Origin of the sequence: Mycolicibacterium cosmeticum, from assembly GCF_000613185.1 — a bacterium.
Classification (GTDB): Bacteria; Actinomycetota; Actinomycetes; order Mycobacteriales; family Mycobacteriaceae; genus Mycobacterium; species Mycobacterium cosmeticum.
Genome location: NZ_CCBB010000001.1, coordinates 2464820 through 2478577, shown reverse-complemented (window position 1 = coordinate 2478577; position 13758 = coordinate 2464820). Strand labels below are relative to the sequence as shown.

Below are 13758 nucleotides of genomic sequence, written 5' to 3'. Positions count from 1 at the left end.
ACATCAAGGGTCAATTGATGCCGATTCCAGATCGTTACGGCGGCCCCGACACTACGACCGAGTGTCGTATCGGTCTGATCAGCGGTCGCCAAACATGAACCGGCGCAACAGTGAATATGTCAGTGCCCCGCCCGCCAGCGCGCTCAACCCGACCGCGAACGTGGTCGCGACGGCCGCTCCCGACGGCGCGGGGATCCGGTCCCGCAGGGAAACCGGCCGGCTGAACGTCAGCACCGGCCAGTCCCGCGCCCCGGCTTCCTTGCGCAGCGCGCGGTCGGGATTGACCACCGACGGATGCCCGACGGCCTCCAGCATCGGCAGATCGGTGATCGAATCCGAGTACGCGTAACAGTGCTCCAGCGCGTAGCCCTCGCGCGCGGCAAGCTCGCGGATGGCCTCCACCTTGCCCTCGCCGTAGCAGTAGAACGCGACCTCGCCGGTGTACTTGCCGTCCTCGACGACCATCCGGGTGGCCATGGCGTGCGTCGCGCCCAGCGCCCGGGCGATCGGCGCGACGATCTCCTCGCCGGACGCCGACACCACGACGACGTCGCGTCCGCACAGCTTGTGGTCGGCGATCAGGTTGGCGGCTTCGGCGAACACCAACGGATCGACGATGTCGTGCAGGGTCTCGCCCACCACCGATCGCACCTGCTCGACATCCCAGCCGGTGCACATATCGGTCAGGTAGGTCCGCATCCGGTCCATCTGCTCGTGGTCGGCGCCCGACATCAGGAACAGGAACTGTGCGTACGACGATTTCAGCACCGCGCGCCGGTTCAACAGCCCCTGTTCGAAGAATGGTTTGCTGAACGCCAGAGTGCTGGACTTGGCGATCACCGTCTTGTCGAGATCGAAGAACGCCGCCGTGCGGATCGGTTGCCCCGATTCGGCGCGGCCATCAGCGGCGGCGGGCGCATCGTCGGCCCGGTCGGAAACCGTCACGGGCCCAGCATATGCCCGGCCCGCGGGAACCCATTCCCATAGCTGGGAAAGTGGCAGCTCACGCCAGGTGTTGCCGACTGCTGGATTTTCCGTTCTCAAGTGCGTTCACAGGCAAGTTCAACTTGCGCCACACGACTGACCCGTGTGTATAGTGAGCATTACCCGGCTTATGCTGGGTGTGGATCAGCCCGACCCCCCGGGGCTGATACACGACGACCTCCGCCTCCTCCCCCCCCTGGCGGGGGTCGTCCCTTTTCTCGGGGTGTCTCGCCGCCGCATCGACGGTCAATCTCCCCCGCGTTGCGGAATGCCGTTCTCGGTCAGCCGCTGTCGGCGGTTTATGCACAGTTCGGGTTTCATCCACAGATTCTTCTCGAGGCCTGGCGCACATTCGCCGGTTGTTCGCACAGTGAACAGGTGACCCCAGCACCGACCACACCGGTTCCGACCACCTCGGTCCTGGCGCTGCTGGGCGACGTGGCGGCCCGCGACGACGTCGACCGGGTGGCGGCAGCCGCCGGGGTCCGGGTGGTGCACGCGACCGAACCGTCCAGCAGCGCGGTGTGGACGGGCGCGCCGGTGGTGCTGGTGGATCGCCTGGCGGCCGATCGCTGTGTGGCCCGCGGGTTGCCGCGGCGCGACCGGGTGCTGTTGTTGTCCCAAGCCGATTGCCGTGCGGACTGGGAATCGGCGGTGGCGGTCGGCGCCGAGCGGGTGCTGCAGCTGCCCGGCCAGGACGGGGTGCTGATGGCTGCGCTGACGGCGGCTCCCGAAGCGCCCGGGACGGGTGTGCGCCGCGGTCCCGTATTGGCGGTGCTCGGGGGTAGCGGCGGCGCGGGCGCCTCGGTGTTCGCCGCCGCGGTGGCCCAGGCGGCCGTCGATTCGCTGCTCGTCGACGCCGACCCGTGGGGTGCCGGGTTGGACCTGGTGCTGGGCAGCGAGCACGAAACAGGTTTGCGCTGGCCTGATCTCGCGCTCAATGACGGCCGGCTCGAATACGCCGCACTGCGCGACGCGTTGCCGGCACGCCGCGGGGTGACGGTGCTGTCCGGTGCGCGTACCGGTACCCCGGTCGCGCCCGCCCCGCTGGCCTCGGTCATCGACGCGGGCCGGCGAGCCGGGGTGACGGTGGTCTGCGACGTCGCGCGCCGGCCGGGAACCGCCACCGAGACGGCCCTGCGGGCGGCCGACCTCGTGGCACTCGTCACCCCCGCGGATGTGCGGGCCACCGCGGCCTCCGGGGTGATCGCGGGGTGGGCCGGCACCGTCAACCCCAATATCGGTGTGGTGGTCCGTGGACCGGCGCCGGGCGGCCTGCGGGCCACCGACGTGGCGCGCACCATCGGCGTGCCGCTCCTGGCCTCGATGCGGCCGCAACCCGGGTTGGCCACCACGATGGAGCACGGCGGTCTCCGGATCCGCGCCCGATCACCGCTCGCGGCAGCGGCCGGCCGGGTGCTGACCGTGCTGCGGCAGCAACCGGTGGCGGTGCCGCGATGACGGCCTCGTTGATCGACCGGGTCCGGGAGCGGCTCGCGGTCGAGGCGGCGCCGTTGCGCCCGGCGATCGTGGCCGCCGCGATCCGCGCGGAATCCGGTGGCCTGCTCGGTGACACCGATGTCCTCGCCACCATGCGGGTGTTGCAGACCGAGCTCACCGGCGCCGGGCCGCTGGACCCCCTGCTGCGCCTGCCCGGCACCACCGATGTCCTGGTGACCGCACCCGACGCGGTGTGGGTAGATCGTGGAGAAGGATTGGCGCGCACCGAGATCCGCTTCGCCGACGAAGGCGCGGTGCGCCGCCTCGCGCAGCGGCTGGCCCTCGCCGCGGGCCGCCGCCTCGACGAGAACCAACCGTGGGTGGACGGCCAGCTGACCTGCCTGGGCGAGGATCCGGTACGCCTGCACGCGGTGCTACCGCCGATCGCGGCGGCCGGCACCTGCCTGTCCCTGCGCGTCTTGCGACCCGCCGACCAGGACCTGGGTGCCCTGATCGCCGCGGGCGCCATCGCCGAACCGGCGGCGCGGCTGCTCGACGCGATCCTGCGGGCCCGGCTGGCGTTCCTCGTCTCCGGCGGTACCGGCGCCGGGAAGACCACCCTGCTGGCGGCGCTGCTGGGCGCGATCGACCCGGCCGAGCGGATCGTGTGCGTGGAAGATGCCGCCGAACTGGCACCCCGGCATCCGCATGTGGTCAAGCTGGTGGCGCGCGGGGCCAATGTCGAAGGCGTCGGCGAGGTCGCGGTGCGTGACCTCGTGCGGCAGGCGCTGCGGATGCGGCCGGACCGCATCGTCGTGGGCGAGGTGCGCGGGGCCGAGGTGGTCGACCTGCTCGCGGCGCTCAACACCGGTCACGACGGGGGAGCGGGGACCGTACATGCCAATCGCCCCGCCGAGGTGCCCGCCCGGCTCGAGGCGCTGGCCGGCTCCGGCGGGCTGGATCGTGCGGGGCTGCACAGCCAACTGGCGGCGGCGGTCCAGGTGGTGCTGCATGTGCAGCGGACCGGCACCGGCCGTCGGCGGTTGCTCGAGATCGCGGTGCTGGACCGCGCCGCCGACGGCTGGGTGAGCGCCGACACCGCATGGCATGCCGACGACGGATTCGGGCCCGGCGCGTCGGCCCTGATGCGTCTGCTCCACGACAGGTCCCCCCGATGAGCACCGCCATGCTGCTGCTGGCCGCAGCCTTGACCGTCGCCCCGCCGGCCGCTCGCCTGCGGCTGGGCCTGCCGGACTGGCATCGTCCGCGGATATCACCGTGGTGGGGCGCGGCACCGGTCGCGATCGCGGCCGTCATGCTGCTCCCGGCGGGCACCGCGGTCGCCGCCGGTGTGCTTGTCTGCACGGTGCTGGCGCGGCGCCACCGGGGCAGACGCCGGGCCCGTGCACGGTCCGAGGCGGCGGCCCTGCGGGACGCCCTCGATGTGCTGGTCGGCGAATTGCGGGTGGGCGCGCATCCCGTCACGGCCTTCGATGTGGCGGCGGCCGAAGTCGACGGGCCGGTGGCCGCGGCGCTGCACGGCGTGGCGGCCCGAGGACGGCTCGGCGCCGATGTCGCCGCCGGGCTGCGGGCGGCCGGCCGCGGCGCCGCCGTGCCCGCCCACTGGGAGCGACTCGCGGTCTGCTGGCAGCTGGCCCACGTCCATGGTCTCGCCATCGCCACGTTGATGCGGGCGGCGCACCGGGACATCGTCGAGCGGGAGCGGTTCGCGGTCAAGGTCGAGGCCGGAATGGCCGGTGCCCGCACCACCGCCACGATCCTGGCCGGTATGCCGGTGCTCGGCATCGCGCTCGGTCAGCTCATCGGTGCCGACTCGCTGCGCTTTCTGTTGTCGGGTGGCGCCGGCGGCTGGCTGCTGGCGGTCGGGGTGACACTGTGCTGCCTCGGGTTGTGGTGGTCGGACCGGATCTCCTCGGGAGTGTTGCGATGACCTGGTCTGCCCTGCTGCTCGCGGCCGCGGTGCTGATCGGCACCGGTCCCGGCCGGGTCGACCGCACCCCGCGCCCGCCGAAACCGCTGCGGCCGAAGGCTGATCCGCTGGCGGCCGCGTCCTGCTTCGACGTGCTCGCCGCGTGCCTGAGTGCGGGCATGGCGACGCCGGCGGCCGCCGCGGCGGCCGCGCAACTCGCTCCCGCCGGCCTGGCTCAGCGGCTCATCCGTGCCGGCAATCTGCTGGCCCTGGGCGCGGACGCCGGCACCGCGTGGGACCACGAGCCGTCACCGGCCGATCCGCACGGCGCCGCGCTGGCGCGGATGGCCAGGCGCTCCGCCGAATCCGGCGCGGCCCTGGCGCAAGGCGCGGCCGAACTCGCCGACGAGGTGCGCAGTGCGGCGGGCGCGGCGGCCGAAGCCGCCGCCGGACGTGCCTCGGTGCTCATCGCCGGGCCGTTGGGTGTGTGTTTTCTGCCCGCGTTCATCTGCCTCGGCGTGGTTCCGGTGGTCGTCGGGCTGGCCGGCCATGTCCTGGGCACGGGGTTCCCGTGAGCACATCCAACGAAGGGAGAAGCAATGGTACGGAGCATGTTTCGGTCGTTCCAGGCCAAACTGGTGGTGCTCGCCACCGACGAGTCCGGCATGTCCACGGTGGAGTACGCGATCGGGACCATCGCCGCCGCCGCCTTCGGCGCGATCCTGTACTCGGTGGTCACCGGGGACTCCATCGTCACCGCACTGTCCAACATCATCGCCCGCGCGCTCAACACCAAGGTCTGAGCGGCGATGCCGGCGCGGTCACCGTGGAGGCGGCGTTCGCGGTCGCCACACTGGTGGCGGTCCTGGTGTTCTGCGCCGCCGGGCTCACCGCGCTCGGCATGCAGGTGCGCTGTGTCGATGCGGCGCGGGAGGCCGCCCGGCTGGCCGCCCGCGGCGCCGACGGTACCGCGGCCGCCGAACGGGTCGGGCCGCCGGGCGCGGTGCTCGCGCTGCGCCGGGATGGCGGTTTCGTCATCGCCCGGGTCAGCGCGAAAGCGCCGTTGCTACCGGGGATCACGCTGGTCGCCGAAGCCGTCGCGGCGGCCGAGCCCGGCTCGTGACGACCGTGGATCGGCCACGCTGATCGCGGTGGCCATGGTGGGCGTGCTGATCACGGTCACCGCTGGGCTGGCGGTGCTCGGCGCGGCGGTCATCGCCCGGCACCGGGCGCAGGCGGCGGCCGATCTGGCTGCCCATGCCGCCGCTGTCGGGCTACCTGCGGGGCGCCGATTCGCTTGTGCGCAAGCCACGTCGGTGGCGACGGCGATGGGTACGGTGGTGGCCGGCTGCGTCATCGACGGGCTGGACGCGGTGGTGACGGTGGACGCCGACACCGGGGTGCGACGGTGGCGGGCCAGGGCGCAGGCCCGGGCCGGACCGGCCGATCACTCGGCGTCATCCTCCGGTTTGCCCAGCCGCAGCAGCGATTTCAGGGTGGGGCGGGCGCTCGCCTCGTCCGACCCGTCGCTGGCGCAGTCGGCCACCACGGCGCCCTGCTTGGCCGCCGCGAGCTCCTCGTCGGTGGGCAGCCGCAACGACAGCAATGCGGCGACGGTGTTCTCGTCCAGCTCGACCCGGGTGGCCGTCACGTGGATCGGGGTGTAGCCGCCGTCGTGCGCCCGCAATCCCAGCACCCGGTTGGTCGGTCCGACGGCGAATTCCTGTGCCATGGAAAGGATGTGGTGCTCGTCGGCCGGATCCAGCATGGGGATCTCGCGGTCACCGGCCCGCCAGTCGTAGAACGGGCACGGGTCGTCGAGCCACTTCAGCAGACGCCAGCTGTTGATGTCGACCAGCGCGCGGTGCACGCCGGGGATGGCCATCCCGTGCAGGATGCGCTGCGCCAGATCGTCGGGTCGCGACGACGGCTCGGCCCGCTCGGCGCGCCAGTTCATCGACCGGCAGATCAGCCGCTCGGTGCCGTCGTCCTGGGCTTCCAGCACGGCGCGGGCCACGAACCCGACGGCGATCGGCCGGCCACGAAAGTCGGTGACGTTCCAGGTACTGCACAGCACATTGCCGGGCTTGCCCCGGATCGCCATGGACAGCACCTTGGACTCGTCGGGGTGCAGGGTTCGCGCGGGCAGGTCCTCGGCGAACGCGCGCCCGTGGGTGGCTTCCCGGGCCGCGTCACGGCCACTGTTGGCCAGCGCTTCCGGGGTGTCGGTGGCCACGCCCGACTCCAGATCCCATTTCAGCGGGCCGATCACCGGGCGTTGCGGCGCTTCGATATCCGGTGGCCCGATCCACAGCTGCACGCCGTGGATCACCCCGTCGGACATCCGAACCACGTCGGTGCGGATCACGCGGTCGTGTTTGGAGGTGATGCTGGTCAACGGCTGGCCGCCACGCACGGTTTCGCCGATCGCCGACTGGATCGCCATCAGATGCGGATTTCGTCGTAGAAAGGTGGTGATCGGAACGAGATTCTTGGTCCGCGATCCCTGGGCGACCACGGCCGGCTCGTCCCCGAGCGTTTCCACGAGCAGCCAGTCGTGGTCCATGAGAGCAGTTTAGCGGGCGGCCCTGGGCGCACCCGATGTTTGCGACAGCTGCGGAATCCGCCGAAATTCGCTGATCGGCCCGCCCGCCAGGTGGCTCCCGCATGGTCGCTGCCCATCGGCCAGGTTGCGTCTGCCCAGGTCGCGGGGTACTTTACGTCGGCGCCCGGTTTGATCCGGGGTTGAGAACGGATCGCGTTGTCCGACCGTTTGTCGCAATGTCGCGGTGCTCGGCGTGCTGTAACGGCGCGACGGCGGGGCAGCGGCGGTTGTCGAGGGGTGAATCGTCACTGCTCGTGGCGCGCCAGTACGCCGAGCACCATGCGCAGCACCCTGATCGCCCCGGCCTTGTCCAACGGGTCATTTCCGTTGCCGCACTTGGGGGATTGCACACACGAGGGGCAACCCGACGGGCATTCGCACGCCTCGATGGCGGCCGCGGTGGCGCCCCACCAGGTGCTGAACCGGCGGAATCCACGGTCGGCGAAGCCGGCCCCGCCCGGATAGCCGTCGTAGACGAAAATCGTGGGTAGCCCGGTCAGGTCTCCCGGGCCGGGGCCCACCGCCGTCGACACCCCGCCGATATCGCCCCGGTCGCAACTGGCCACCAGCGGCAACAGGCCGATCGCCGCGTGCTCTGCGGCATGCAACGATCCCGGCACTCGCAACGTCTCGATACCGTTGTCCGCCAACAGCTCCGGTGTCATCGTGCACATCACCGCCACGGTGTCCAGGGTCCGCGACGGCATGTCCAGGTCGATGAAGTCGATCACCTCACCGTCCACCCGGCGGCGCAGATAACCGGTCACCGTGTTCGTCACCGACACCGGAACCAGGCCGATGGTGATGTCGCCGAACGTTTTTCGCTCGCCGGGGCCGGAGACGCTGATATCGGTGACCTCGCGGGCAGAGGTGGTGTAACCGGGGTCCTCGGCGTGCACGAAGGCGATACCGTCCTCGAAGTCCAGTGAATCCACCAGGTAGGTCTCGCCCTGGTGCAGATACACCGCGCCGGGGTGCACCGTCGCCGGGGCCTGGCCGGTGCCCGTGGTGCCCAGCATGCGCCCGGTGCCGTCCTCCAGGATCGCTATCTGCCCGCCGGAGGAGCCCCGGATGTCGACGGCATGATGCGGGTCCACGCCGGGGGTGGGGAAGTAGCCGCCCGGTCTGTGCCGCAACAATCCGTCGTCGACCAGTTCGCCGGCGACTGCCTCGGCGCCCCAGGTGCGCACCTCGGCGTCGGTCAGCGGTAGTTCGGTGGCCGCGCACAGCAGTTGTGGACCCAGCACGTGCGGGTTGGCCGGGTCGATCACCACTCGCTCGATCGGCTTGTCCAGCAGGGCCGCCGGATGGTGCACCAGGTAGGTGTCCAGCGGATCGTCGCGGGCGATCAGCACGATCAGGGCGCTCTGCCCGCGCCGCCCGGACCGGCCGGCCTGCTGCCAGAACGAGGCGACGGTGCCCGGGAAGCCGGCCAGCAGCACGGCATCCAGCCCGGCGATGTCGACGCCGAGTTCCAGTGCATTCGTCGTGGCCAGCCCGCGCAGGTCACCCTCGGCCAAGGCGCGTTCCAGTTCGCGGCGGTCCTCGGCCAGATACCCGGCCCGATACGAGGCCACCTGGTGCGCGATCTGCGGAGCGATCTCCTCCAGCCGGGCCCGGGCGCCCAGGGCGGTCAACTCGGCACCGCGCCGGGACCGCACGAACGTCAGGGTGCGGGCACCCTCGGCCATCAGGTCGGCCATCACCCGGGCCGCCTCGGCGCCGGCGGACCTGCGGACCGGGGCGCCGTTCTCGCCGGTGAGGTCGTCCAGCAGCGCCGGCTCCCACAACGCGACGGTGCGCCCGCCCTGCGGCGAACCGTCGTCGGTCACCGCGGCGACGGTCTGGCCGATCAGCTCGGCGGCGGTCTCGGCGGGCGAAGCCGTTGTGGCGCTGGCGAAGACGACGGTCGGGTTCCCCGAATACCGCTCGCACAACCGCAACAGGCGACGCAGCACCATCGCCACGTTCGATCCGAAGATGCCCCGGTAGTAATGGCACTCGTCGACCACGATGTATCTGAGATTGCGCAGGAACACCGCCCATCGGGCATGGTTGCGCAGCATCGACAGGTGGATCATGTCCGGATTGGAGAAGATCCACCGGGACCGTTCCCGCGCGAAGCGCCGCATCTCGGTGGTCGCGTCGCCGTCGTAGGCGCTGGGGGCGACGTCGCGCAGCGGGCCGATCTCGGCGGTGAGCGCCTGGGCGGTGCGCAGTTGATCGTGGCCCAGCGCCTTGGTCGGGGACAGATACAGCGCCCTGGCCCGCGGGTCGGCCGACATCGCGGTGAGGATGGGCAGCTGATAGGCCAGCGACTTGCCCGACGCCGTCCCGGTGGAGAGCACCACGTGGCGGCCATGGTGGGCCAGCTCCGCAGCGGCCAGTTGATGCGACCACAGCCCGGTGACGCCGCGATCGGCGTATGCCGCGACCACCTCGGCGGGCGCCCAATCCGGCCACGGACGGGTCTGCGCGCGGCGCGCCGGCAGGTCGGTGACGTGGCGCAACGGGCGTTCGCCGGCCGCCGTGCCGTCGACCGCCCTGGCCAGCAGTTCGCGCCCGAATTGCGACCCGGATCCGGTCACCGAACCGCCCACCTGCTTCCCTTCTCAAACTCCCGGGGGACGCCCGCGGATTCTCCGAGTGTTTCCCCGATTGTGTCCCCAGGTGAATTGTTAACTACTGACGCGTGCCGAGACTGTCGCAGACGGCTCGAACATGATTGACTTATCGCGGTCGCAGCTTCTGTGTTCGTGTACTAGCACTCGCAGGATCGTCGTTGCGATCGCGGTTCCTGCGAGGGTTGTAGGTCGGGGCTAGTTCCGACGACTCCACGAAGGATTGGCGGTCGGAACGGGCCCGGTACACCGGAAGTCGGTGAACCGCACCCGGTAAGAGAAGGAATGTACGGAAAATGCCACAGGGAACTGTGAAGTGGTTCAACGCGGAGAAGGGCTTCGGTTTCATCGCCCCCGAGGACGGCTCCGCTGACGTGTTTGTCCACTACACGGAGATCCAGGGGTCGGGCTTCCGCACCCTGGAGGAGAACCAGAAGGTTGAGTTCGAGGTCGGCCAGAGCCCCAAGGGTCCCCAGGCCACCGGCGTCCGCGCCGTCTGAGCCAGTCGATCTGAGGAAACACCCCCGGCCACGCCGGGGGCGTTTTCGTTTACGGCGCTCACCGTCGCGTCGCGGCCCGTCGCTCAACTCGCCCCGGATAGTGTCGTGCGTGTGAGCCAGCTGTCGTTTTTCTCGGCTGAGTCGATACCTCCCCAGGTAGCCGACCTCACGGGGATTCTGGCGGCGTCGGGCCAGGTGGTGATCTCCGGCGAGGAGGCACGACTGTCGGTGGTCGTCGACCGGCTCTGGCGGGCCGAAGGCCTGGCCGAGATGATCACCGAGGCCGGGTTGACGCCCGAGATCGCCAGGACCGACGAGAACACCCCGCTGGTGCGCACCGGGATGGACAACCGATTGATCGGGATCGCCAGGGCGTGGACCCGGGGTGCGGTCAAGACGGTGCCGCCGGACTGGTTGCCCGGTCCGCGCGAGTTGCGGGCCTGGACGCTGGCCGAGGGCACCCCGGAGGCCGACCGGTACCTGCTGGGCCTGGACCCGCACGCGCCGGACACCCACGCCGCCCTGGCGGCGGCGCTCATGCGGGTGGGAATTGCACCCACCCTGATCGGTACCCGCGGCTCGCGCCCGGCGCTGCGAATCAGTGGCCGTCGGCGACTGTTACGCCTGGTAGAGACCGTCGGGGAACCGCCGGGGGACACCGACGCGTTCGCCCAGTGGCCGCGCATATGAGCGCCTCGTGCGGGCGAGCCGGTTTGCGTTGGTAAGCGCGGGGTGCGAAATTGTCAGTTGCTAACGCGCTGGACAAGCGACGGCACGCGGTAGATATAGATATAGAAGTGCCGCGCTAGATATAGAAGTGCAGAAGTGGAGTGTAGGAGCAGGTGGCTGACGACGACCGGAGCCGGGGAGGCGCCGGTACCGTTCGGCGGCTCGTCATAGTCGAGTCGCCGACCAAGGCGCGCAAAATCGCCGGCTACCTGGGCTCCAACTACGTCGTGGAGTCCTCCCGCGGCCACATCCGCGACCTGCCGCGCAACGCCGCCGACGTCCCGGCCAAGTACAAATCCGAACCGTGGGCCCGGCTCGGGGTCAACGTCGATGACAACTTCGAGCCGCTCTACATCATCAGCCCCGACAAGAAGGCCACCGTCGCCGAGCTGAAGGACCTACTCAAGGGCGTCGACGAGCTCTACCTCGCCACCGACGGTGACCGCGAGGGCGAGGCCATCGCGTGGCATCTGCTGGAGACGCTGAAACCGCGCATCCCGGTCAAGCGGATGGTGTTCCACGAGATCACCGAACCGGCCATCCGCGCCGCCGCCGAGAACCCCCGCGACCTGGACATCGACCTGGTCGACGCCCAGGAGACCCGCCGCATCCTGGACCGCCTCTACGGCTACGAGGTGTCCCCGGTGCTGTGGAAGAAGGTCGCGCCCAAGCTGTCGGCGGGCCGGGTGCAGTCGGTGGCGACCCGCATCATCGTGCAGCGCGAGCGCGAACGCATGGCGTTCCGCAGCGCGGGTTACTGGGATGTCACCGCCGAGCTGGATGCCAGCGTGTCGGATCCGCAGGCGTCGCCGCCGCGGTTCACCGCCAAGCTGAACACCGTCGACGGCCGGCGCGTGGCCACCGGCCGGGATTTCGATTCGCTCGGCGCGGTCCGCAAGCCCGACGAGGTACTGGTGCTCGACGAGGCAGCCGCGGGTGCGCTGGCCACCGGGCTGCGCGGCGCGCAGCTCACCGTCTCCTCGGTGGAGCAGAAGCCGTACACCCGCAAGCCCTACGCACCGTTCATGACCTCCACGCTGCAGCAGGAGGCCGGCCGCAAGCTGCGGTTCTCCTCCGAGCGCACCATGAGCATCGCGCAGCGGCTGTACGAAAACGGCTACATCACCTACATGCGTACCGACTCGACCACGCTGTCGGAGTCGGCCATCAACGCGGCACGCAACCAGGCCCGTCAGCTCTACGGCGACGAGTACGTGCATCCCTCACCGCGGCAGTACACCCGCAAGGTCAAGAACGCGCAGGAGGCGCACGAGGCCATCCGGCCGGCCGGTGACGTGTTCCAGACCCCGGGCCAGCTGCACAGCGCCCTGGACACCGACGAGTTCCGGCTCTACGAGCTGATCTGGCAGCGCACCGTGGCGTCGCAGATGGCCGATGCCCGCGGTACCACGCTGAGCCTGCGGATCTCCGGGCGGGCGAGCAGTGGCGAGCAGGTCGTGTTCAACGCCTCCGGCCGCACCATCACCTTCGCCGGCTTCCTGAAGGCCTACGTCGAGAGCCTCGACGAGCAGGCCGGCGGCGAGGCCGACGACGCCGAGAGCCGGCTGCCCAACCTGACACAGGGCCAGCGCGTGGACGCCGCCGAGTTGACCGCCGACGGGCACACCACCTCACCGCCGGCCCGCTACACCGAGGCCTCGCTGATCAAGGCGCTGGAAGACCTCGGTATCGGCCGGCCGTCGACGTACTCGTCGATCATCAAGACCATCCAGGACCGCGGCTACGTGCACAAGAAGGGCAGCGCCCTGGTGCCGTCCTGGGTGGCCTTCGCCGTGATCGGCCTGCTGGAGCAACATTTCGGCCGGCTGGTCGATTACGACTTCACCGCGGCCATGGAGGACGAGCTCGACGAGATCGCCTCCGGCAACGAGCGGCGCACCAACTGGCTGTCCAACTTCTACTTCGGCGGTGAGCACGGGGTGGACGGGTCGATCGCCCGCGCCGGCGGTCTCAAGCAACTGGTGGGCGGCAACCTGGAGGGCATCGACGCCCGAGAGGTCAACTCCATCAAGCTCTTCGACGATGACCAAGGCCGCGCCATCAACGTCCGGGTCGGCCGCAACGGGCCGTATCTGGAGCGGATGATCGAGGATCCGGACAATCCCGGGGAGCTCAAGCCGCAGCGCGCCAACCTCAAGGACGAGCTGACACCGGACGAGCTGACCCTGGAGCTTGCCGAAAAGCTCTTCGCCACACCGCAAGAGGGCCGCTCACTGGGTATCGATCCGGAGACCGGGCACGAAATACTGGCCAAGGACGGGCGTTTCGGGCCGTACGTCACGGAGGTGCTGCCCGAACCCCCCGAGGATCCGGATGCCGGCGTGGGCGCCAAGAAGGGCAAGAAGCCGACCGGCCCCAAGCCGCGCACCGGCTCGCTGCTGCGCTCGATGGACCTGGAGACGGTCACCCTGGAGGACGCGCTCAAGCTGTTGTCGCTGCCGCGTGTCGTGGGCGTCGACCCGGCCAACGGTGAGGAGATCACCGCGCAGAACGGCCGCTACGGCCCATACCTCAAGCGCGGCACCGACTCTCGTTCGCTGGCCACCGAAGAGCAGATGTTCACCGTCACCCTGGACGAGGCGCTGAAGATTTACGCCGAGCCCAAGCGGCGCGGCCGCCAGGGCGCGGCCACCCCACCGCTGCGCGAGTTGGGGGTGGATCCGGTGTCGGAGAAGCCGATGGTGATCAAGGACGGCCGGTTCGGCCCGTACGTCACCGACGGTGAGACCAACGCCAGCCTGCGCAAGGGTGATGACGTGCTGTCGATCACCGACGCGCGGGCCTCCGAGCTGCTCGCCGACCGCCGGGCCCGCGGCCCGGTGAAGAAGGCCGCCAAGAAAGCCCCGGCGAAGAAGGCCGTCGCGAAGAAAACCGCGGCGAAGAAGGCCCCGGCGAAGAAGGCCGCCAAGAAAGCCTGAGCGCCGGCGT

At 70.4% G+C, this 13758-nt stretch carries 12 protein-coding genes and 1 pseudogene; 10 read left to right on the top strand and 3 right to left on the bottom strand.

What is annotated here, in order from left to right:
• Nucleotides 1-78 precede the first annotated feature (78 nt).
• Nucleotides 79-945: an HAD-IB family hydrolase gene (locus tag BN977_RS11955; protein ID WP_024454588.1), complete on the bottom strand. Its 867-nt coding sequence runs from the start codon at nucleotides 943-945 to the stop codon at nucleotides 79-81.
• A gap of 417 nt (nucleotides 946-1362) precedes the next feature.
• Between BN977_RS11955 and ssd the strand changes: the two genes are divergently transcribed.
• The 7 genes and pseudogenes from ssd to BN977_RS33560 all read left to right on the top strand — a co-directional run.
• Nucleotides 1363-2445 carry a septum site-determining protein Ssd gene (ssd, locus tag BN977_RS11950; protein ID WP_051561516.1) on the top strand — a complete coding sequence of 361 codons (1083 nt, stop codon included), beginning with the start codon at nucleotides 1363-1365 and terminating at the stop codon, nucleotides 2443-2445.
• Complete coding sequence (locus BN977_RS11945; RefSeq protein WP_036397708.1) at nucleotides 2442-3602, top strand: TadA family conjugal transfer-associated ATPase; 1161 nt, start codon at nucleotides 2442-2444, stop codon at nucleotides 3600-3602. Before ssd ends, BN977_RS11945 begins: the two co-directional genes overlap by 4 nt.
• Entirely contained in the window at nucleotides 3599-4375 is a 777-nt protein-coding gene (locus BN977_RS11940) for a type II secretion system F family protein (protein WP_036397707.1), read from the top strand. The genes BN977_RS11945 and BN977_RS11940 overlap by 4 nt, the downstream gene beginning before the upstream one ends.
• Nucleotides 4372-4929, top strand: coding sequence for a type II secretion system F family protein (locus BN977_RS11935; RefSeq protein WP_036397706.1), 558 nt, complete (start codon nucleotides 4372-4374; stop codon nucleotides 4927-4929). The genes BN977_RS11940 and BN977_RS11935 overlap by 4 nt, the downstream gene beginning before the upstream one ends.
• Nucleotides 4930-4953: 24 nt before the next feature.
• Nucleotides 4954-5157, top strand: a complete 204-nt coding sequence (locus BN977_RS11930; RefSeq protein WP_036397705.1) for a DUF4244 domain-containing protein — start codon at nucleotides 4954-4956, stop codon at nucleotides 5155-5157.
• A 23-nt stretch (nucleotides 5158-5180) separates the two neighbouring features.
• On the top strand, nucleotides 5181-5477 hold the full coding sequence (locus BN977_RS11925) for a TadE family type IV pilus minor pilin (protein WP_036397704.1): 297 nt from the start codon (nucleotides 5181-5183) through the stop codon (nucleotides 5475-5477).
• Nucleotides 5377-5736 (top strand): annotated as a pseudogene (locus BN977_RS33560) (Rv3654c family TadE-like protein); the annotation flags it as partial. The gene BN977_RS11925 and the pseudogene BN977_RS33560, both read left to right, overlap by 101 nt.
• A 65-nt stretch (nucleotides 5737-5801) precedes the next feature.
• Here BN977_RS33560 and BN977_RS11920 read toward each other — a convergent pair.
• Nucleotides 5802-6920, bottom strand: coding sequence for a PAS domain-containing protein (locus BN977_RS11920; protein WP_036397703.1), 1119 nt, complete (start codon nucleotides 6918-6920; stop codon nucleotides 5802-5804).
• Nucleotides 6921-7204: 284 nt separating this feature from the next.
• The gene (locus tag BN977_RS11915; RefSeq protein ID WP_407661178.1) at nucleotides 7205-9559 is read right to left on the bottom strand and encodes a DNA 3'-5' helicase SftH; all 2355 of its coding nucleotides are present in this window, start codon (nucleotides 9557-9559) and stop codon (nucleotides 7205-7207) included.
• A gap of 317 nt (nucleotides 9560-9876) precedes the next feature.
• On the opposite strand from BN977_RS11915, the gene BN977_RS11910 reads away from it, so the two are divergent.
• From BN977_RS11910 to topA, 3 genes are all read left to right on the top strand, one after another.
• Nucleotides 9877-10080 carry a cold-shock protein gene (locus BN977_RS11910; RefSeq protein WP_006243848.1) on the top strand — a complete coding sequence of 68 codons (204 nt, stop codon included), beginning with the start codon at nucleotides 9877-9879 and terminating at the stop codon, nucleotides 10078-10080.
• A gap of 111 nt (nucleotides 10081-10191) precedes the next feature.
• Nucleotides 10192-10770 carry a hypothetical protein gene (locus BN977_RS11905; protein WP_024455845.1) on the top strand — a complete coding sequence of 193 codons (579 nt, stop codon included), beginning with the start codon at nucleotides 10192-10194 and terminating at the stop codon, nucleotides 10768-10770.
• Nucleotides 10771-10922: 152 nt separating this feature from the next.
• Nucleotides 10923-13748 (top strand): type I DNA topoisomerase, encoded by a 2826-nt coding sequence (topA, locus tag BN977_RS11900; protein WP_036397702.1) that lies wholly within the window; start codon nucleotides 10923-10925, stop codon nucleotides 13746-13748.
• The last annotated feature ends 10 nt before the right edge of the window (nucleotides 13749-13758 follow it).

Excerpts from the sequence above, each read along its gene's own strand:
- BN977_RS11945 (WP_036397708.1), top strand. The coding sequence starts at position 2,442 with ATGACGGCCTCGTTGATCGACCGGGTCCGGGAGCGGCTCGCGGTCGAG.
- BN977_RS11940 (WP_036397707.1), top strand. The coding sequence starts at position 3,599 with ATGAGCACCGCCATGCTGCTGCTGGCCGCAGCCTTGACCGTCGCCCCG.
- BN977_RS11935 (WP_036397706.1), top strand. The coding sequence starts at position 4,372 with ATGACCTGGTCTGCCCTGCTGCTCGCGGCCGCGGTGCTGATCGGCACC.
- BN977_RS11930 (WP_036397705.1), top strand. The coding sequence starts at position 4,954 with ATGGTACGGAGCATGTTTCGGTCGTTCCAGGCCAAACTGGTGGTGCTC.
- BN977_RS11920 (WP_036397703.1), bottom strand. The coding sequence starts at position 6,920 with ATGGACCACGACTGGCTGCTCGTGGAAACGCTCGGGGACGAGCCGGCC.
- BN977_RS11910 (WP_006243848.1), top strand. The coding sequence starts at position 9,877 with ATGCCACAGGGAACTGTGAAGTGGTTCAACGCGGAGAAGGGCTTCGGT.